The following is a 19921-nucleotide window of genomic DNA, read 5'->3' as shown; positions in this document are numbered from 1 at the left end:
CGACCGTACTGTTGTATGCAGCAAACACAATCTGCAGACGAGATCGAAGTCGAATTCGAGCGCTACAGTGACGGCCAGCCACTCGTTCTCTTGCACGGTGGGATGGCCCCTACGGAGTACTGGGGACCGGTCGTACCGGCGTTCGAAGGATACGGCGCTGTCGTTCCCCAGCGGCCGGGGTTCGGTACCTGTCTCGACTCCGCCACGGAAACGAGCGCTGACGAGGTACTGGACCGCGAAGTCAAGTACGTTCAGGCGCTTGTCGACACTGTCGACGGAGACCCGATCCTGTTTGGCCACTCCTACGGCGCGCTCACCGCTATCGAGGCCGCGACGGCTACGTCGGTTGAGGCGGTTATTGCCTACGAGCCGGCGGTGCTCCCCGGTGACTACCGGGCCGACGCTGATCTCGCCGACCGAATGGCGTCGCTCATTCAGGACGGAAAGCGAGCGGAAGCAGTGAAACGCTACATCGAACAGGTTCTCCACCCCGACGGTATTGAGGACCTCGACGCCTGGCTTGCGGAGTGGCCCGTCTGGCCCGACTGTGTGGCCCTCGCCGAGGAGGTCGTCCGGATGAACCGCTCTGTCGAACAGTACCGGCTCCCGGACCGTCTCGATGTCGACGCGCCCACGCTCGTTCTCTCCGGAACCGACGGGCCGGATTTCCTCCGGCGGAGTGCGCGAAACGTGCACGACGCACTGCCACGGAGCCGATTCGTCGAGTTCGACGGCGTCAGCCACAGCGGTCCCGGCGAGGCACCCGATCTGATCGCAGCTGAAGTCGACGCGGTCCTCGAAAAATAGCTCGGTCAGCCGGACTGATTCGCCGCTTATCGCTTGTCACATCGAATATGCGGCGTGGGCCGGGCCTACATCGAAGTCGGCGCTTCAACGCCCAGCGCGTCCAGCGCGTTCGCAATCGCCGTTCGGGTCCCGTCGACGAGCGCGAGCCGCGCGGCGCGGGTTTCTGGGTCGGCATCGAGTACCGGACACTCCCGGTAGAAGGCGTTGAACGTCTCGGCGAGGTCGCGGGTGTAGGTGGCGACGGTGTGGGGCGTCAGGTCGTCCGCGGCCGCCTCGATGACGGCGGGGAACCGAGCCAGTTCGCGAAGCAGATCGCGTTCTTCCGGCTCCGACAGCGGGTCGAGATCCGGCTCGTCGGGGATGTCGGTCTCCACGTCGCCCAGAATGCCACAGCACCGCGCGTGGACGTACTGCACGTAGGGCGCGGACTGGGCCTCGAAGTCCAGTGCGCGGTCCCACTCGAAGGTAATGCCTTTGGTCGGCTGTTTCGAGACGATGTCGTAGCGAACCGCGCCGATACCGACCTGACGAGCGATGCGGTCGATATCGTCCTCGTCGAGGTCGCCACGGGTGCGGTCGTCGAGTCTGGACTCGACCTCTTCGCGCGCACGGTCGATAGCCTCATCGAGCAGGTCGTCAAGGTCGATACCGGTCCCCTCGCGCGTGCTCATTCCGCCCTCTGGAAGGTTCACCCAGGAGTAAAACACCTGCCGGAGCTGGTCAGTATCGTTGTCGAGCAGTTCGAGCGCCGCCGAGAGCTGGTCGGCCTGCAGCTTGTGGTCCTCGCCGAGCACCGTGACGGCGCGGTCGTAGGTGTCGAACTTCCACTCGTGGTGGGCCAGGTCCCGAGTGGTGTACAGCGAGGTCCCGTCGGAGCGCAGGAACACGAGGTTCTTTTCGAAGTCGGGCAGGTCAAGCTGCCAGGCGTCTTCCTCGTAGACGGCACAGTCGAGTTCCTGCAGCCGGTCGACCAGGTCGTCCGTGTCGCCGTTGCGCATGAACCGCGTCTCCTTGACGAACTCGTCGAACTCCGCCGGGAGGCGACCGAGTGTGTTCTGCATCCCGCCCAGCACGGTGTCGACCACCTCGGAGACCCGTTCGTAGGTCTCTTCGTTGCCCTCTTCGAGGCCCTGCAGAATCGACTGTATCTCGGTCTCTGCTTCCTCGACCTCCTCGGGGTCGCCATCTTCGAGGACGGTGTTGCCCTTGCGGTAGTACCGGACCATCTCGTACTCCGGGGACTCCCGTTCGGGTTCGGGCAGGTCGTCCTCGTCGAAGGTCTCGTAGGCCCAGGTGAACACCGCGATCTGCCGGCCCGCGTCGTTGACGTAGTAGTGGCGGTCGACGTCGTAGCCGGCGTAGTCAAGTACGCGAGCGACGGCGTCACCGATGATGGGGTTGCGCGCTCGTCCGACGTGGACCGGGCCGGTCGGATTCGCGGAGGTGTGCTCGACGACGACGCTGGTGTCGCGGTCGGGAAGCTGCCCGAACTCGCTCTCTGTGACCGACTGCAGAGTTTCAGCGAAGTACGCTTCGCTCGGAAGGAAATTGACGTACGGCCCCTGTGTCGTCACGTCGCTGACGTAGGTGAGGTCGTCGGTGTCGATCGCGTCGGCGATGTCGCCGGCGACGTTTGGCGGCGCAGTACCGACCTCGCCGGCCAGCCGGAAGGCGACGCTCGATGCTAATACGGCGTCAACGTCCTCCGGGGGTTCCTCGATACCGAGGTCCTCGGCCGGCAGGTCGAGGGTTGTGAGTGCGTCGGCGAGGGCGTCCTCGACCTCCGCACGGAGCTGCAGGAACATACGCCCGGCTTTCGCGGCGGGGAGTAAATGGGTAACGAAACCCCTCAGGTCAGAAGCCGCGGCCCGAACACCATCAACAGGAGGCCGCTGATCATCGATACCGTGATCGCGATCGAGACGGCCGTCGTCACCCGTCGCCCATCAGAGACGGGCAGCCGCGAGACGAACGATTCGGTCGATGCCCGCAGGATGTGCCCACCATCGAGCGGGAACGTCGGGATGAGGTTGAACTGGCCGATGACGAGGTTGATCCAGCCGGTCCAGAAGAGGACGTTCGCAAGGAGGAACACCGGCGTCGTCCCGAGCGCCCCGAGCGGGCCCTGAACAGTGTAGAAGTTCGTCGCGATCCCGGTGAAGCCGGCGAAGTTGTAGCCGAAGCCGCCGGCGACGCCGATGAAGGGGAGCAAGAGCGTGCTGAAAATCCGCTGGGCGAACGAGAACTCGGAGACTGACGTGGGCGTGTCCGGGGACCCGCCGATGAATTCGAGGAACGCCGCCGCGGGGTAGGCGTCGATGCCGAAGTCACTGACCTGAATGCCGCTGATGCCCTGCTGGATGCTGACACCGATGATGCCGTTGTCCACCTGCTCACTTTCGGCCATCGTCACCTCGTAGGTCTCGCGCTCACCGTCGACGTAGCCGGTGATCGTCACCTGGTCACCGGGTTCGCCGCCCTCGAGGGCCTGCATCAACGCCGCCCCGCTGTGTGTTCGTTCCCCGTTGACTTCGGTGATAATCATGCCCTCGCCGCTTGGTGCTCCCTCTCCAGCGAGCGGGCCGTCCTCGGCAACTAGCACGTACGCACCGAGCGGGGTCGTGACCGTCTCCCCGGATTCGGTTTCGAGTGTGGCTACGGGATGGTTCTGGGCTGCCTGTTCGAACTCACTTCGGGTAGCAACCGCAGTTCCATCGACAGAGACAATCGTCTCACCAGTCCCGAGTGGCGCGCTCTGGAGGGCCGCAGAGACGACGACGGACCGCTCAACGCTGACGGTTTCGGCGTCTTTGCGGGCTACTTCGACAGTCTGTGCGTCGCTTTCGGCCAGCACCGATTCGAGTGCCTGCTGGTTCTCGACAGACTGGCCGTCGACCGCCGTGATGACGTCACCGGACTCGATACCCGCATCGGCGGCGGGGGTTCCGTTGATTGGGCTCCCGACCGGCACGCCATCGACGACGGCGACAGCACCGGCGACCGGTCCGAACAGCAACAGGAGCGTGATGATCGCGAGCGCGAAGTTGTTGGTCACGCCGGCCGTATACATCCGGGCCTGTGAGCCGCGGTCGGTGCGGAGGAGTTCGTCTTCATCTGGTTCGACGAACGCTCCGATCGGGATGATCGCCAGCAGGGCAAGCCCCATCGACTCGATGTCGATGTCTTCGACGCGACAGAACAATCCGTGGCCACCCTCGTGGACGACGAGGCCGAGCAACAGTCCGAGCACGATTTCCGGTGCGACCGACAGCGGGAGGAAGTCGTTCACGCCGGGAATCGCCAGCGCGTTCCGCGGTTCGTTCAGTGCGGAGGGCTGTGGGTTGACGAGCGCCTGGTAGGCTCCAAGCGCAACGAGGAGGAACGAGCCGACCATGACGACGAGTCCGAACCCGACGCCGAGGTTCCCCCAGGCGCGCCAGAACCGCTTTGGCCGTGCAAGCCAGTCGAGGACTGCCTTGCCCTTCTGTGTGTGAATTGTCGTAATCGGGCCGCTAAAACGAATATATTCGGGGACAACGCCGCGGGTCCGTAGCGCCATCGCGAGGAGGGTGTAGGCGACAAGGCCCGCGAGGACCCACGTCAGCGTACTCACCATTTGTCAGAAAATAGGTTTAGCCAAGCAAGAGGGTTTGGTTTGGGACACACTGCTGGCACAGCAGCCAACGGTGAAGTGACCGCGCCGCAAACGACCACGCAATGTACGACCACGTTCTCATTCCCGTCGACGGGAGCGACGAAGCACGGCAGCCGCACGGCGTGGCCTTGCACTGGCCAGGGACTTCGACGCGACTGCCGAGGCGGTTCACGTCGTCGACCAGCGAGCACGCAGGCTCACGCGAACAGACCGCGAGAGCGGACGCCTCCGCGAACACGGCGAGTCCGTCCTCGCTGACATCGAGTCGCTCGCCGCCGATATCGGCCAGCCCGTCACGACGGAATTGCTGGAAGGAAAACCGAGTGTGCAGATCGACGAGTACGCCCACGAAACCGACGCAGAGCTCATCGTCCTCGGTCGACAGGGAATGACCGGTCTCGGGAAGCGACTCCTCGGTGGGGTCACTGAACAGATCTTGCACCGAACTGCGGTGCCTGTACTCGTCGTTTCCGACGGGACACAGGCGAAAAGGGATGAGTTCGATTACTCGCAGATCCTCCTCCCGACTGACGGCAGCGCGAACGCCGAAACGGCGACGCGACACGGCGCGGCGGTAGCAGACCGGTACGATGCGACAGTCCACGTCCTCAATATCGTCGATATCCAGGCCGCCGGCGGCGCGTTCAACGCTGGTGGCCTGAACGAGGCGTTCATCGAACGACTGGAAGACAGCGGACGTGACGCCGTCGCAGCAACCGCTGACGAACTCGGACAGATAGCTCCGGACGTATCAGTCCAAACTGCCGTGGAACAGACGACCTCGCTCGATGGCGTCGCCGCCGGCATTCAAGAGTATGTCTCCGATAACGACACCGACCTCGTCGTGATGGCGTCACACGGCCGCTCGAATCTGAAACGCCAGCTGCTCGGCAGCGTTACGTCGCAATTGCTCCGAACTGTCGATGTCTCCGTGCTAGTGACGCCCCGCTCGACCTGAGCGAGTGGACAAACCATCCGTTCTATGTATCGTGGAAACATATCACAACCCGGTGCCGGACAATGCCAGAAACCTGCGGGATCTGTGGCGAGACGGTCCCGTTCGACGCTACCGTCCACGCGATGTTTCACACGCACAGCGAGACGGGCGTCATTGACGTGTACGTCTGTCAGGACTGTTACGACGAGCGGCTCGGACCGATGTTCGAGCGGGTCGACACGCAGGACCAGTCGCCCTGAACGCGCCGTTTCGATGGCGCGTTCGGTCGGGTAGGGCCGTCCTACTCCGGACTACTTGTTCCGACGGAACCGCTCCACAACGAACTCCTGATCCAGTTTCGCGATGAACGTTCCGAGCTGTGGGCCTTCGGTATCGTCGAACAGCAGCCGGTAGCCGGCCGAAAAGAACTCGCTGATGTCGATGTCGTTTCGCTTTGCCGTCTCGTATATTTCAGACTGAATCGTCTCGCCGTCGTGGCCTTCGGCGATGAAATCGGCCAGCTCGTCCAGTGCGGCCGCCGTCGCGTCGTCGAAGAACACGTCGGGCATCTCCGCTCGCTTGAGTTCGTAGTTGAACTCGTTGTTCGTCAGGCTGGCCCACTCTTGAGCACGCTCGACGCGAGCGAGCGCCTGTTCGACGGCCCACTCTGGCGCATCGTCCGGGATGTGACCCTCTTTCCGGGCGATCTGCTCCCGCTGTTCCGGGTCGTCAGTCATCCCGAGCACGGCTGCGAACGTGTAGGGAATCCGAACCCGCTGTTCGCGCGGTTCGTCTACGACCATCGGGTAGGCCCGCTCGGCGAGTTCGGCGTCGTCCTCGCTGGCCTCGACTTCCTCGAAGTACCGCCGCTCGAACCGGTCGAACTCGTCGACGAGCTGGTCGACGTTCTCGACGGAGAAGTCCCGCTGTTTCCGCGGGTCTTTCACGAAGAAGTACTTGAACACCTCCGGTTCGAGGATGTCGAGCACCTCATCGACGGTGATGACGTTGCCCGACGACGAGGAGAGCGGCTCGCCGTCGAGCGTGAACCACTCGTACACCATCGGGACCGGGGGCTGGATGTCCAGCACGTTCTCGGCGACGTCCTCGCCGGAGGGCCAGGAGCCCTCGGCGTGGTCCTTGCCGAACGGCTCGAAGTCGACGCCCAGAATCTCCCACTGACCGGGCCATTCGAACCGCCACGGGAGCTTCCCATCCCGGAGCGTCGCCGTCCCCTCGTGACCACAGCCCTCGATAGTCTGGTCGCCGGCTTCGACGTCTTCACAGACGTATTCGACTTCGCCGGCGTCGAGGTCGACCGCCGTGACGCCCTCGGTGATCTTCCCGCACTCTGCACACTGTGGCAGGAACGGGACGTAGTCGTCGTCGACCTTGTTCTGGTATTCCGAGAGCACGTCACGGGCTCGGTCAGCACGTTCGAGCACACGGCGCGTGACTGCTTCGAACTCGCCGTCGGCGTACAGCTCGGTGTTCGAGACGAACTCCACGTCGACGCCGACCAGTTCGGCGCTTTTCCGGAGAAGGGTCGTGAAGTGAGCGCCGTAGGAGTCACAGCAACCGAAAGGGTCTGGAATGTCCGTGTAGGGCTTCCCGAGGTTCCGCCCGAGCGCGCCAGCGTCGACTTCGCCGAGACCGACGACGTTCCAGTCGAGGTCGGCGAGCTGGCGGGGGACCGCCCTGAGACGGTCCTTGTCGTCGGCGGTGAACACCTGCCGAACCTCGTGACCGCGGTCACGCAGGGCCTCGGCGACGTAGTAGCCCCGCATAATCTCGTTGAAGTGGCCGATGTGGGGGACGCCCGACGGGGAGACGCCGCCCTTGATGACGATCGGCTCGTCGGGGTCCCGTTCCTCGATGGCGTCGGCGACGGAGTCGGCCCAGAACGCCCGGGAACCGCCGCGGCCGACCTCGTAGGGGTCTTCCGCCATCTATGCCTCCGGGAGAATCTCGGACCCTTCGTACTCGCCGTCTTCGACCGCGCGCACGACGCGCTCGGGGTCAGTGCCGTCGAGCACTATTGTCCGGATGCCGGACCGCTGGATGATTTTCGCCGCCAGCAGGTCGACCGGTGCGCTGCTGCCGGCATCCATCTCGATATCGGCAATCACATCGACGAGCTCGCTCGCGCCGAGTTCGTCGAACCGCGTCGCGTCGTCGTCCTCGTTCGGGTCAGCATCGTAGACGCCCGGAACGGATGTCGCGTAGACGAGCAGATCAGCGCCGACGTACTCCGCGAAAGCGGCCGCCACGGCATCGGTGGTCTGTGCGGCGACGATGCCCCCGAGTACGGGGATATCTCCGCGACGGATGGCTTCCCGGCCCTCGTCGTAGCTCTCCGCGGGCGTCGGCGCGGCGCGGTCGTCTAGAGCAGCGATGAGTAGCCGGCCGTTCAGCCGCGTGACGGCGATGCCGAGCTGGTCGAGTTCGATTTCGTTCGCGCCGAGATCGCGGGCGCTGCCGATGTAGTCACGTGCGGTCGGGCCGCCGCCGACGACGGTCCCGAGCGTGTGCCCCTGTGCATCGAGCGACTGGATGGCGTCGGCGTAGTCGGCGACCCGGTCCGCGTCGAGATCCGGGGCCAGTACGCTTCCGCCAATGGAGACGACGACTTTCATTAGCCCGCCGTAACCGCGATGCACTCTTAAGGGTTGTCAAGCCCACTGACTCCCGTCTCTATACTCGGTCCCTTCTGGTCCCCACAGCGACCGCTGTCGGCCGCACACCGGTAGGAATCCCCGTATGACGTGTGCCCGACGTGCTGACGCACGTCTGACAGACCTGCTGTGCTACCAGTGAATGATGCTGTTTGTTGGGGTCACAAAGGGTGATATCTCTCTTTCACAGACCGTTCAAACCACCACGAGACCAGAACCAATTCATCTGCTTAGAGGCCTTTGTAAAATGTCTAAAAGAATCTGGAACGGTCGTAAAAAATGCGTTTTAGCTCGATTTCTCCTGAAAGTGACCGAAGTGGCCTGAAGGTTCCCCCCTTTATATACTCCCGGCGGGGTTACGAAGAAGTGAGGTGACAAAGATGAGCGCTACTGCAACGCCCTCCGGCGAGGAAGAGCCCTCCAAAGAAGAGCGACTGAAGTCGTTCCTCGCAGAGAAGGCGAGTGACGGCGAGATGTATTTCAAGAGCAAGTTCATCGCTGACGAAGTCGGTCTCTCCCCGAAGGAGATCGGTGCCCTGATGGTCAAGCTCAAGGACAGCGCGTCCGAGATCAACGTCGAAAAGTGGTCGTACACGAGCGCGACCACCTGGCGTATTGAGCCGGCGTAGGCGACTGGTCCCCGTGTACAGTTTTCCGACGGAACCTCTGCAACCCATGTGATTGTTCGCGGAGTATTTGTGCCCGCATCGTTTACAGATAGTCGATGAGTGGCTCCGCCGCCGACCCGCCGTCGCCTGACCGACTGGCCGGCGTGTTCTCCGTCTCGTCAGTGCGGCGGGTGGACGGAACGGTCCAATATATTGGCGACCCGCTAGTGCCACCAGCTGCCGTCGCTGAGCAACTCAGGCCGGTGTTCAGACAGCAGGGCTACGACGTTCGGCTCGAAGAACTCGGTCTCGAATCGGCTGCGACGGCTGCTGCGACGAGCAATGGGGGCACTACTGTTGTCGGCGATCTGGACGCCGATGACCCAATTACTCCCAATGGTTCGTTGAACGCACGCCAGAACCAGTACGCGTTGATTGCGGAACCCATGGACACGGACTCCGGCGTCCCGTGGCTCAACATCGGGCTCCTGCTGGCGACTATCGCGTCGACGCTGTACGTCGGCGCGACCGCCTGGTACTACATTCCGGTCGCCGAGGACCCGCTTCGCGTGTTCGAGGCCTGGCCGTTCGTGGTCGCGATGCTGGGCGTACTCGGCATTCACGAACTGGGTCACTACGCCGCCGCCCGCTACCACGGCGTCGACGTGACCCTCCCGTATTTCATCCCCTTCCCGTCGTATCTCGGCACGATGGGGGCGGTCATCAACATCCGGGGGCGCATCCCCGACCGGACGGCGCTGTTCGATATCGGCGTCGCCGGTCCGCTGGCCGGTCTTGTCGCGACGACGATCGTCACGGTCATCGGCCTCTCGATAGACCCGATCACGGTCCCGGAACGGGTGGCAAACAGCGACACCGGCGTCATCATCACGTTCAATTATCCGCTCCTGTTCCAGACGCTCGAGGCTCTGGTGAATGCGCTGGGGCTTGGGACCGAGGTCGGCCCCGGCGAGTCAGTCCATCCGATTGTGTTCGCTGGCTGGGCCGGGATGTTCTTCACGTTCCTGAATCTGCTCCCAGTCGGGCAACTCGACGGCGGCCACATCGTGCGGTCCATCGTCGGGCAGCGTCAGGAGACCGTCGCCGCTGCGGTGCCCGGCGCGCTGTTCGCACTCGCCGGTTACCTGTATTTCACCCGCGACCCGCCGCCGATCGGCTTCGGCGTCTGGGGGCTGTGGGTGTTCTGGGGCCTGTTCGCCACCGGGCTCGCGTATGCGGGTCCTGCCAGACCGACCGTGGACACGACGCTGGACCGGCGGCGGACGCTGCTCGGCGTGTTTACGTTCCTGCTTGGACTGGCCTGTTTCACGCCGGTCCCGTTCGAGATCAGCGCGATCTGACCGGTAGCCCGCGTCGAGACTGGACCGCTCTCAGTGTGAGTACCCTCGGTCTGGCAGCGTCTCGCCATCGAGTGTCACGCCGCGCTCGGTGGCCGTGCCGATCCGGTGGAGCGGGCACGGTACTGCCTCTCTGGCTTCGGGCACGTCGGACTCGGGCAGCGTACAGACCAGCTCGAAGTCCTCGCCGAAGAACACACCCAGCTCCCTGCGCTCCTGTTCAGTCTCCGCAAGCGCGTCGACTTGCGCGTCCATCGGCAGTGGCTCCTCGATAGCGAAGCCACAGCCGCTGGCCTCGGATAACTGGTGGAGCGAGCGGGCCAGCCCGTCGCTCGAATCCATCATCGCTGTCGCGTGCGGTCGGAGCGCAACGCCCGCACGTACGCGGGGTTCGAACTGGAATAGCTCGTTCGCCTGGTCGGTGTCGCCCCGGTCGAACAGTTCGAGGGCGGCGGCTGACTGGCCCAGCGTTCCGGTGACACAGACCACCTCACCGGCCGACGCGCCCGAGCGCCGGACCGGGTTGGCTGTGGAGCCGATAGCCGTCGACGCGACGGTGAACTCGTCGTGGCTGTCCAGGTCGCCGCCGACGTACTCCGCGCCGACCGCGTGACACACGTCCTGTGCGCCGTCGACGAATGCCCCGAGTTCGTCCGCCTCGAACGACGGCGCGCCGTACGCGGCCACCGCCGCCGTTGCCTCGGCCCCCATCGCCGCAACGTCCGACAGTGAGGCCGCGACAGCACGCCAGCCTGCCGTGTAGCGGGTCGTTCCCGCCGGGAAGTCCGTCCGCTCGTGGAGCATGTCGGTCGTGATGACCTGCCCGTCAACGATAGCGCAGTCGTCGCCTGCGTCGGGAAGCCGGTCGGCCATCTCGGCGAGTGCGGCCCGCTCGTCCATACCCCGTCGTCGGGTTCCCGGGGCAAAACCTCCGGGGATATCCGCCGGCGGGACAGGGTCGGTGGGTTGAAACCGGAGACTGCCAATTCCACCCACATGGATGGGAACCGGATGGCGACTGTCGTCGGGTTCGCGGCGGCGCTCGCCGTCCTCGCAGGGCTGGTGTGGCTTGTCGGCATCAGCGAGACCGTGGACGCGCTCGCGACGGCAGATCCGTGGGCGCTTCTCGCTGTTGCGGGCATCGCCATGTTCTGGCTCGTCTCGTGGGGGCTGGCGCTGCGGACGGTCCTGCAAGCGCTCGGCGCACCAGTAGCGCCACACACAGCCGTGCTCGTGTTCGTCGCCGCAGTGTTCTCGAACAACGTCACGCCCTTTGGTCAGGCCGGCGGCGAGCCAGTGAGCGCACTGCTCATCTCGACGGCCGCCGACACCGAGTACGAGACCGGACTGGCGGCTATCGCCACCGTCGACACAGTCCACTTCCTCCCGTCGGTCGGGTACGCCATCATCGGCTTCACGTTTGTCGCCGCCGGTGCGGTCCAGCTAACACGGAATCTGGCATTTGCCGCCGGTGCTGTCGCGGCACTCGCGGTCGGTATCCCTACTGCTGCTGTCCTGGGCTGGCGACACCGGGACCGGGTTCAAGCGCTGGTCATTCGCGGTGTCGCACCGACTCTGGCCGCGCTGTCGAACGTCGTGCCCCGATGGTCACCGCCGTCTGCGGCCAACATCGAGGCACGAATTGAGGGGTTCTTTTCGGCCATCGAGCGCATCGCGACCGACCGGCGGACCGTTCTCCAGACCTTCGGGCTCTCGGCCGTTGGCTGGGTCTGCCTGTCGGCGTCGCTGTGGACATCGCTGTACGCCGTTGGGGCACCAGTACCAGTCGAAGTTGTCCTGCTTGTCGTCCCCGTCGGGAGTATCGCCAGCGTCGTACCGCTTCCCGGCGGGTCCGGCGCTATCGAGACGGTGCTCGTGACGCTGCTGGTCTCGACGACCCCGGTTTCGGCCGCGCTGGCCACCTCAGGGGTGCTGATCCACCGCGTCGGGAGCTACCTGTTGCCGACGGTTCTCGGCGGCGGCGTCGCCGCTGCGCTCGGCGTCGACCGGGCTGCAGCGCCCGAGGAGTGACTCCACGATTCCCGACAGAAGTGAGAGCATCGCTGGCCTATGGGCGAGTGAACGGTTCACGCCCGCCGACTGCGAACGACGCGTTTAAATGACGGCGACGGAAAGAAATCTGCAATGGCTACACTCTACGACGTTCCCCCCGAGGAACTCATCGAGGCGCTCACGGAGACGCTCGCAGACGAAGACGACATCGAAGCGCCGGACTGGGCCGAGTTCACCAAGACCGGTGTCGACCGCGAACTCCCACCTGAGCAGGAGGACTTCTGGACGCGACGTGCCGCCAGCCTCCTCCGAAAGGTCGCCGTCGACGGTCCTGTCGGCGTCAACGCTCTCCGCTCCGAGTACGGCACCTCGAAGCAGGGGACGACCCGCTACCGCGTCCGCCCACACCAGAAGACCAAGGGCTCGGGCAACATCATCCGGACGGCGCTCCAGCAGCTCGAAGACGCCGGCTACGTCGAGACCAGCGAAAACGACGGCCGCCGTGTCACGGGTGACGGCCGCAGCCTCCTCGACGACACCGCAGGCGACCTCCTGACGGAACTCGACCGTCCAGAACTCGAACGCTACGCGTAACTGACGCCTTTTTCGCTGTTTTTCACTCGCCCCGTAGCTCCTGCTCCGAAATCGTTTTCCGACCGACTCCAGTATCTCTATACAACTATGAGTGGCGACCCCAGCGAGGAAGAACTCGACGAGCTCCGAAAAAAGAAGATGGAGCAGCTCAAGGAACAGCAGGGCGGTGAGGGCGAGGGCCAAGAGGCCGCGCAACAGCAGGCTGAAGCCCAGAAACAGGCCGTCCTCAAACAGAACCTTACTGACGGCGCGCGCAAGCGGCTCAACACGGTCAAGATGTCGAAACCGCAGGTCGGCGAACAGGTCGAACAGCAGGTCGTTGCGCTGGCCCGTAGCGGCCGCGTGCAGGGCCAGATCGACGAGGACCAGATGAAAGAACTCCTCTCGGAGCTGACGCCCGACTCCAAGAGCTTCGATATCAAGCGCCGGTAGATGCGCTGTGCTCTGTTGTACAGCGGCGGAAAGGACTCGACGCTGGCGGCGCTTTTGCTTGGCCCCTTTTACGACGTGACGCTCGTCAGCGGCTCTTTCGGCGTCTGTGACACCGACCCTGCACAGGAGAGCGCAACGGCCGTCGGCTTCGACCACGCGACGGTCGAGTTGGACCCGGACGTGGCCCACGACGCCGTCGAGCAGATGTACGACGACGGCTACCCGCGCAACGGCATCCAGCAGATCCACGAACACGCCGTCGAAACCGTTGCCCGTGGTGACTGGGTCGCCGATGCTGATGGTATCGACACAGTCGATGCCGTGGCTGACGGCACCCGCCGCGACGACCGGGTGCCGACGGTGGACCGCCCGTTCGCCCAGAGCATCGAGGACCGTTTCGACGTGGACTACCTCGCGCCGCTTGCGGGCATCGGCCGCGGCGCTATCGACGCGATGGCCGCCGACAAACTCGTCGTCGAGAGCGGCCCCAGCGCCGAGATTCCGAAGGCCGACTACGAAGTCGAACTCCGCACGCTCTTGCGGGAGCGCTATGGTGAGGGTGCTGTAGCCGATATCTTCCCCGAGCACACGCAATCTCGTGTGCAGGGCCTGCGGTAGCCGTGTCGGGTGTCTACTCTACGTAGCTCGCCATCTCAGGCGATATCTCGCGTGGTGTCCACCCTGATGCGGTCGGTGAGGTCGAGGCATATCGGTTCGGTAAGCGCGCGGCCCCCGCGGAACTTCGGGACGAAGAGCCTGTTTTCGATAGCGTCGTCGTTTCGCTTCGTTTCGAGGTCGAGTACGACGTCGCTTGTGTACTCTGTCCGGTGGCGCTGTGACGGCGTGGCGCTGTGTTTGAGCGCGTACAGGACCGCAACGCTGTCGGTCTGTGTGAGTCTAGCCTGCAGCGCTTCGAGGAAGGCACGAAACTCCCCTGTGTCGGCGCGCTCAAGCGGCTCGACCGGGTCGACGACGAGGAGCGACTGCTCCGTCAGCCCCTCGACATGAGTAAGCGCATCACTGACCGGGGCCTCCCGGTCCAGTTGGCTGACTGTGAGATCGTCGTAGGCTCTTTGCTGTGACCGTAGCGCCGACGTGACCGTCGTGGGTGCCTGTTCGCCGGAGAGATACACCGTCTCCTGCCGGGCGACGAACTCGGAGAGAAACAGCTCTGCCTGGCTCGACGGCTCAGCGAGCAATGTGACGAGGCTGCCAGCTGGAATGCCGCCATCGAGCTTCCGGTCCAGCGCCCGAACTCCCGTCTCGAATCGTTGCGTCACTGTCTCACCCCGCGTGGCGTCCACCGGTTCACTGCCCATCCCATACAACGGGACTCAGTACCGCGTGGCTTTGTTGTCCACCGTCTACCACGGATCGTCTTCTACACAGTGGGCCTCTAGCCCGCTCCCTACCGGCAGGTGTTAGTCACGCCCGACAGTTATGGGTAGACCGCTGGCAAGAGCAGCGGTCGCCCCCTCTTAGCGACTCTCTACCGGTAGGTGTCAGCCGTCGGTCTGTTGGTCGTAGCCAGCGTGAACAAACAGGTTCAAGCGAGCGCTCGCTGTAGACGCGGGTATGTACGACTCCGTCAAGGGCTTTCGCGATTTCTATCCCGAGGAGATGCAGGCTCGGCGGTGGGCCATGGACACGCTGGAAGACGTCGCACAGCGCTACGGCTTCCGGGAGATCGGCACGCCGGCGCTGGAACCGACCGAGATGTACGTCGACAAGAGCGGCGAGGAGATCGTCGAGGAACTGTACAGCTTCGAGGACAAGGGCGGACGCGAGGTCGCGCTCACGCCGGAGCTGACGCCGACCGTCGCGCGGATGTTCGTCGCCAAGCAGCAGGAACTCTCGAAGCCGATCAAGTGGGTGTCGACGCGACCGTTCTGGCGCTACGAGGAGCCCCAGCAGGGGCGGTTCCGCGAGTTCTACCAGACCAACGTCGACATATTCGGGTCGGCGGAGCCGGCGGCTGACGCCGAGGTTCTGGCCGTCGCCGTGGACATGCTCACCGACCTCGGGCTCACCGCCGAGGACTTCGAGATCCGTGTCTCCCACCGAGACATCCTCGCGGGCGTGCTGGAGTCCTTCGGGGCCGACGTGGACGTGCCCGAAGCGATTCGCGCGGTTGACAAGCGGGCGAAGGTCGACCACGACGACTACCTCGACGCGCTTGTCGAGGCGGGGCTCAACTACGGGCAGGCCGACAAGTTCGACGAGATGCTGCAGATCGACGCCGCGGAAATCGAAACGCTCGCGGACCTCACCGGCTCCGAAGACGTCCGCGCGGCAACCGATAACCTGCAGGCAGTGCTCGATGCGGCCGAGGACTTCGGCGTCCGCGAACACCTCACTGTCTCGCTAACGACCGCGCGTGGGCTGGACTACTACACCGGCGTCGTCTTCGAGTGCTTCGACTCGACGGGCGAGGTGTCACGCTCGGTGTTCGGCGGCGGTCGCTACGACGACCTCATCGAAGGCTTCGGCGGCCAGCCGACGCCGGCCGTCGGGTTCGCGCCCGGCCACGCCACGCTTCAGTTGCTCTGCCAGCGCGCCGGCGTCTGGCCCGCCGAGGAGCTGTCGACGGACTACTACGTCCTGCAGGTCGGCGACACGCGCCCGACCGCGGCCCGCATCGCCCGTGACCTGCGCGAGCGGGGTCACGTCGTCGAGAGCGACGTTGCCGACCGGTCCTTCGGCGCGCAGATGGGCTACGCTGACGGTATCAACGCCGAAACGGTCGTCATCGTTGGCGAGCAGGATCTCGAAAACGACGAGGTAACGCTCAAGGAGATGGACGACGGCGAGCAGATCAGCGTCCCGATCTCCGAGTTCCCCGGCGACCACGACCGGCCGACATTCGAAGACTTCGCGGAGTAGCGCGACCTAGCGGTCGGATTGTGACAGTAAGTTTTTGCGACCGGCGTGTTGAGTGGACGACATGACGCTCCCCTCCATTGCCCTCCCGAGGTGGAAGCTCGTCGCAACCATCGCGATACTGTCGATGGGCTTTGCCATGCTCGCAGGTGCGGCTGGCCTCGGAAACGTGCTTGCTCCGATATTTATCATCCTCGGCTGGTTCATCCTGGCCCCGCTTGTCGCGCTTCTGGGATCGAAACTCCCGATGATCGAATCGCCGGCGGCCGAGCCGGATTCGGACGAAGCTGACATGGCCACGGCTTCGGAATCAACGGTAGACCCGGTCGACCAGCTCCGGGAGCGGTACGCCCGCGGTGAATTAACTGACAGCGAGTTCGAGCGGCGACTGGACCGATTGCTGGAAACCGAATCACTCTCGGCGAACAGCGGAACTGAAAACGAGGTCCGTGAAACCAACAGAGAAGTCAGTCTCGAAACCGAATGAGACGGAGTCCGGCCACTACTTTCGTGTGACCACGATCCCTGCCTGAGGCCGTTCGGGAGACAGTCCGGTCAGAGCGTCCGTTCCATCTCCATCTCCACGCGCTCTTTGGCGATCGTCTCGAAGCCGACCGACTCGTACAGCGCTCGGGCGACGTGGTTCGTGTTCGAGACGGAGAGCCAGACGCGGTCGAGCCCGTTTTCCTGCCCGTATCCGAGGAGCACGCGGATGAGCTGTGAGCCGATACCGGCGTGCTGATACTCCGGATGGACAAAAATTGCCAGTTCCGAGGTGTCCTGGTACGGGACGAGGACGGCGTGGCCGACGGCCCGATCCTCGTGCCAGACAACGACGTTCAGGCCGTCTTCGACAAGGTTCGGCAGCCAGTTGCGGATGTCCGCTTCAGTCCGGGGTGGGACGCCCTGTGACCGGGACTCAGTCCCGAAATCAGCATACATCTCCACCAGTGGGTCGATGTCGCCCTCATAGGCCTCGATTGTCACCGTCCGCCCGTCGTGGTCGGTGAACGTTTCGGGCGGGCGAGGGAAGTCGTGATCCGCCGCGGCGGCGTTGGACATGCTCCTGTCTTTGTCCTCAGGACGCCTAAGTTCGTCTATCCTTCCCAGCGACTGAGATTCGGGTGAGACAAGTGGCTCGCAGCCGACAAATCTGTATGCGCGCCTATCGCGTGGCCTACGACGGTCGACCGTATCACGGGTTCCAGCGCCAGCCCGACGTCGACACCGTCGAGGGGCGACTGCGCTCGGCGCTCGTTCGCCTCAGTGTCTGTGAGCGCGGTGAGGGGCTGCCCGGACGGTACGCGGCTGCAGGCCGGACTGACGCTGGCGTCTCCGCGCGGGCACAGACAATTGCCTTCGACGCGCCCGCGTGGCTCTCACCGGCGGCGTTCAACGGCGAACTCCCGGACGACATTCGGGTGTGGGCAAGCGCTGATGTCCCCGAGAACTTCCACGCGACCCACGACGCCGCCGAGCGCACCTACACCTACTACCTGTACGCGCCGACGGACACCGACCGACCTGGACACGAACCGGTCGATGACGGGCAGTGGGCCGACGCTGTCGATGCGCTCACTGGGACACACGACTTCCACAACCTCACGTCCGACGACACCGGCACTCATCGAACCGTCGACATCGACTGGGCACGGGACGGCCAGTTCCTCGTCGTCCAGTTCACGGCTGGTGGATTCTGCCGTCAGTTGGTCCGTCGACTCGTCTCACTCGCGGCGGCTGTCGCGGACGGCTCGGCACCGCTGTCGAAGGTAGACCGCATCCTCTCGCCCGAGCCTGTTAGCGGCCCTGACGGGGTTCCGCCGGCCGCGCCCGAACCGCTGGTGCTGACCGACGTTCGCTATCCGAACGTGCACTTCATCCGCGACGAGGACGCCGTGGCTGACGCCCGAACGGTCTTTGCACACCGGCGTGCGAACGCCTGCGCGACTGCACGGGTTGCCGGCAACATCACCGACGGGCTGTAGTTCCCGAAACGAAGGCTTACTTCGGCCCCGTCCCAAGAGCGGGCTATGAGTTCGGTACCCGCACGGAGCGACATCGACGAGGCGTACAAGTGGGACCTCGATTCCCTCTACGCCAGCGACGAGGACTGGGAAGCCGCCTACGAGGAGGCGGAGGCGCTAATCGAGGACCTGTCCGCCTACGAGGGACGGGCCACAGAGGACGCCGCCACCCTGCTTGCGACGCTAGAGACGTACGAGGAACTGATGCGGACGGTGTCGAACGTCGCCGCCTACGCCCGGATGCGCCGGGACGAGGACACGACAGACGACACCTATCAGGCACTGACCGCCCGCTCGCAGTCGCTTTCGTCGGAGGCCAGTTCGGCGGCCTCGTTCCTCGACCCGGAACTCCAAGACCTGGACTACGACGACATCGGGGCGATGATTGACGAGGAACCGGCGCTGGAACCGTACGAGCACTACTTCGACGACGTGCTCCGGATGAAAGACCACACCCGCTCGGCCGAGGTCGAGAACCTGCTCGCCGAACTCGGCGAGGTCACCGGCGCGCCCGGCGAGGTGTACAACATGCTGGCCAATGCCGACATGACGTTCCCGACCGTCGAGGACCCCGACGGCGACCAGCAGCCGATCACGCTCAACAACTTCACGACGCTCCAGAAACACCCCGACCGCGACTTCCGCCAGCGCGTCTACGAGGCGTTCTACGACGAGTGGGAGACCGTCCGCAACGCTGTCGGGACGGCCTACAAGAACGCCGTCAAGATGGACGTGAAGATGGCTAACGCCCGCAACTACGACACCGCCCGCGAAGCCGCGCTGGACGGCCCGAACGTCCCCGTTGCGGTGTACGACACGCTGGTCGACACCGTCCACGACAACCTCGATACGCTCCACCGCCACGCCGACCTCAAACGTCAGTCAATCGGTGCGGACGAGCTTCGGATGTGGGATCTTTACACCCCACTCGTGCAGGAGGAATCGCCCGAAATCGAGTATGAACAGGCCTGCGAGTACGTCACCGAGGCCGTCGCGCCGCTGGGCGATGACTACCAGTCCCGGCTCGCCGAGGGGCTGGACTCACGGTGGGTCGACGTCTACGAGACCGAGCACAAGCAGTCCGGTGCGTACTCCGGCGGCACCTACGACTCCCAGCCGTTCATCCTGATGAACTATCAGGACGACGTGGAGTCGATGTACACGCTGGCCCACGAACTCGGCCACTCGATGCACTCGGAGTACACCAGCGAGGAGCAGCCCTTCGTCTACTCCGGCTACGAGATCTTCGTCGCCGAGGTTGCGAGCACGGTCAACGAGACGTTGTTGACTCACCACCTGCTGGACACCGTCGAGGACGAGCGCCTGCGCCGGCATATCCTCAACGAGTACCTCGAACGGTTCCGCTCCACCCTCTATCGGCAGACAATGTTCGCCGAGTTCGAGCACCGCACCCACGAGATGTCCGAGGCCGGCGAGCCGCTGACTCCCGACCGACTGGACGACCTCTACCGGGAGCTGAAAGGCGACTACTACGAGCCGGCGGTGCTCGACGACCGCATCGCCCGCGAGTGGATGCGTATCCCGCACTTCTACCGTGCGTTCTACGTCTACCAGTACGCGACCGGCATCTCGGCGGCCGTCGCGCTCGTCGACGGTATCCTCGACGAAGGCGAGCCCGCCGCCCAGCGGTACATCGACTTCCTCCGGAGTGGGTCGCGGCAGTACCCGCTGGAACTGCTTCGTGACGCCGGCGTCGACATGGCCAGTCCGGACCCCGTTGAGTCCGCGCTCTCGACGTACGGCGACTACCTCGACGAGTTTGCCGAGCTGTTGTAGGGTGGCCAGTAGCTATTCGGTGTTTGGCCGGCTGTTCGAGCCACCGGCCTAACCGAACGCTATAGCCCCGTCTCGACACGGATAACTGTTCCACCCCTTGTGACCCGAAGGCACTTTGTGTCTCAACCGTATAGTACCGAC

19 protein-coding genes and 1 pseudogene are annotated in these 19921 nt (G+C 64.4%); 13 read left to right on the top strand and 7 right to left on the bottom strand.

The features are described from left to right. Window positions 1-15 precede the first annotated feature (15 nt). Window positions 16-807, top strand: a complete 792-nt coding sequence (locus C443_RS10545; protein WP_005536201.1) for an alpha/beta fold hydrolase — start codon at window positions 16-18, stop codon at window positions 805-807. Between the two features lie 65 nt (window positions 808-872). Here the strand turns inward: C443_RS10545 and argS are convergent, their stop codons facing one another. Together argS and C443_RS10535 are read right to left on the bottom strand one after the other, a co-directional pair. Further along, window positions 873-2612, bottom strand: a complete 1740-nt coding sequence (gene argS, locus C443_RS10540) for an arginine--tRNA ligase (protein ID WP_005536199.1) — start codon at window positions 2610-2612, stop codon at window positions 873-875. A gap of 44 nt (window positions 2613-2656) precedes the next feature. Further along, window positions 2657-4423: a site-2 protease family protein gene (locus tag C443_RS10535; RefSeq protein ID WP_005536197.1), complete on the bottom strand. Its 1767-nt coding sequence runs from the start codon at window positions 4421-4423 to the stop codon at window positions 2657-2659. A gap of 101 nt (window positions 4424-4524) precedes the next feature. Here C443_RS10535 and C443_RS10530 point away from each other — a divergent pair. Both C443_RS10530 and C443_RS21695 read left to right on the top strand, forming a co-directional pair. Beyond that, window positions 4525-5420: pseudogene (locus tag C443_RS10530) on the top strand (universal stress protein). A 62-nt stretch (window positions 5421-5482) separates the two neighbouring features. Next, on the top strand, window positions 5483-5659 hold the full coding sequence (locus tag C443_RS21695) for a hypothetical protein (RefSeq protein ID WP_005536191.1): 177 nt from the start codon (window positions 5483-5485) through the stop codon (window positions 5657-5659). Between the two features lie 51 nt (window positions 5660-5710). On the opposite strand, the gene lysS is transcribed toward C443_RS21695, so the two are convergent. Together lysS and pyrH are read right to left on the bottom strand one after the other, a co-directional pair. Beyond that, a complete protein-coding gene (gene lysS, locus C443_RS10525) occupies window positions 5711-7348 on the bottom strand; it encodes a lysine--tRNA ligase (protein ID WP_005536190.1) in 1638 nt (545 codons plus the stop codon). Then, on the bottom strand, window positions 7349-8035 hold the full coding sequence (gene pyrH / locus C443_RS10520; RefSeq protein WP_005536188.1) for a UMP kinase: 687 nt from the start codon (window positions 8033-8035) through the stop codon (window positions 7349-7351). A gap of 419 nt (window positions 8036-8454) precedes the next feature. Here pyrH and C443_RS10515 point away from each other — a divergent pair, with 419 nt between their 5' ends. Beyond that, window positions 8455-8703 (top strand): DUF7123 family protein, encoded by a 249-nt coding sequence (locus C443_RS10515; protein WP_004518404.1) that lies wholly within the window; start codon window positions 8455-8457, stop codon window positions 8701-8703. Between the two features lie 95 nt (window positions 8704-8798). After that, window positions 8799-10043, top strand: coding sequence for a site-2 protease family protein (locus C443_RS10510; RefSeq protein WP_005536186.1), 1245 nt, complete (start codon window positions 8799-8801; stop codon window positions 10041-10043). A gap of 30 nt (window positions 10044-10073) precedes the next feature. On the opposite strand, the gene thiL is transcribed toward C443_RS10510, so the two are convergent. Continuing rightward, entirely contained in the window at window positions 10074-10940 is an 867-nt protein-coding gene (gene thiL, locus C443_RS10505; RefSeq protein WP_005536185.1) for a thiamine-phosphate kinase, read from the bottom strand. Window positions 10941-11036: 96 nt separating this feature from the next. Between thiL and C443_RS10500 the strand changes: the two genes are divergently transcribed. From C443_RS10500 to C443_RS10485, 4 genes are all read left to right on the top strand, one after another. After that, window positions 11037-12071: a lysylphosphatidylglycerol synthase transmembrane domain-containing protein gene (locus C443_RS10500; protein ID WP_005536184.1), complete on the top strand. Its 1035-nt coding sequence runs from the start codon at window positions 11037-11039 to the stop codon at window positions 12069-12071. Window positions 12072-12185: 114 nt separating this feature from the next. Further along, a complete protein-coding gene (locus C443_RS10495) occupies window positions 12186-12647 on the top strand; it encodes a 30S ribosomal protein S19e (protein ID WP_004964492.1) in 462 nt (153 codons plus the stop codon). A gap of 87 nt (window positions 12648-12734) precedes the next feature. Then, entirely contained in the window at window positions 12735-13079 is a 345-nt protein-coding gene (locus tag C443_RS10490; protein WP_005536183.1) for a DNA-binding protein, read from the top strand. Continuing rightward, window positions 13080-13697 (top strand): DUF7411 family protein, encoded by a 618-nt coding sequence (locus C443_RS10485; RefSeq protein WP_005536182.1) that lies wholly within the window; start codon window positions 13080-13082, stop codon window positions 13695-13697. It begins immediately after the preceding gene. Window positions 13698-13732: 35 nt separating this feature from the next. Here C443_RS10485 and C443_RS10480 read toward each other — a convergent pair whose 3' ends face one another. Continuing rightward, window positions 13733-14398, bottom strand: coding sequence for an RAD55 family ATPase (locus C443_RS10480; RefSeq protein WP_005536181.1), 666 nt, complete (start codon window positions 14396-14398; stop codon window positions 13733-13735). A 256-nt stretch (window positions 14399-14654) separates the two neighbouring features. Between C443_RS10480 and hisS the strand changes: the two genes are divergently transcribed. Together hisS and C443_RS10470 are read left to right on the top strand one after the other, a co-directional pair. Then, window positions 14655-15962: a histidine--tRNA ligase gene (gene hisS / locus C443_RS10475; protein WP_005536180.1), complete on the top strand. Its 1308-nt coding sequence runs from the start codon at window positions 14655-14657 to the stop codon at window positions 15960-15962. 61 nt (window positions 15963-16023) lie between these two features. Beyond that, on the top strand, window positions 16024-16446 hold the full coding sequence (locus C443_RS10470; protein WP_005536178.1) for an SHOCT domain-containing protein: 423 nt from the start codon (window positions 16024-16026) through the stop codon (window positions 16444-16446). Between the two features lie 68 nt (window positions 16447-16514). Here the strand turns inward: C443_RS10470 and C443_RS10465 are convergent, their stop codons facing one another. Further along, window positions 16515-17021, bottom strand: coding sequence for a GNAT family N-acetyltransferase (locus C443_RS10465; RefSeq protein WP_005536176.1), 507 nt, complete (start codon window positions 17019-17021; stop codon window positions 16515-16517). 95 nt (window positions 17022-17116) lie between these two features. Here C443_RS10465 and truA point away from each other — a divergent pair, with 95 nt between their 5' ends. Both truA and pepF read left to right on the top strand, forming a co-directional pair. Continuing rightward, window positions 17117-17944, top strand: coding sequence for a tRNA pseudouridine(38-40) synthase TruA (truA, locus tag C443_RS10460; RefSeq protein WP_005536174.1), 828 nt, complete (start codon window positions 17117-17119; stop codon window positions 17942-17944). Between the two features lie 45 nt (window positions 17945-17989). Continuing rightward, entirely contained in the window at window positions 17990-19780 is a 1791-nt protein-coding gene (pepF, locus tag C443_RS10455) for an oligoendopeptidase F (RefSeq protein ID WP_005536172.1), read from the top strand. Window positions 19781-19921 lie beyond the last annotated feature (141 nt).

The sequence above is a fragment of the Haloarcula argentinensis DSM 12282 genome (assembly GCA_000336895.1).
Taxonomy (GTDB): domain Archaea; phylum Halobacteriota; class Halobacteria; order Halobacteriales; family Haloarculaceae; genus Haloarcula; species Haloarcula argentinensis.
The sequence above is the reverse complement of the archived record's forward strand: the minus strand, read 5'-3'. Positions and strand labels throughout refer to the sequence as shown.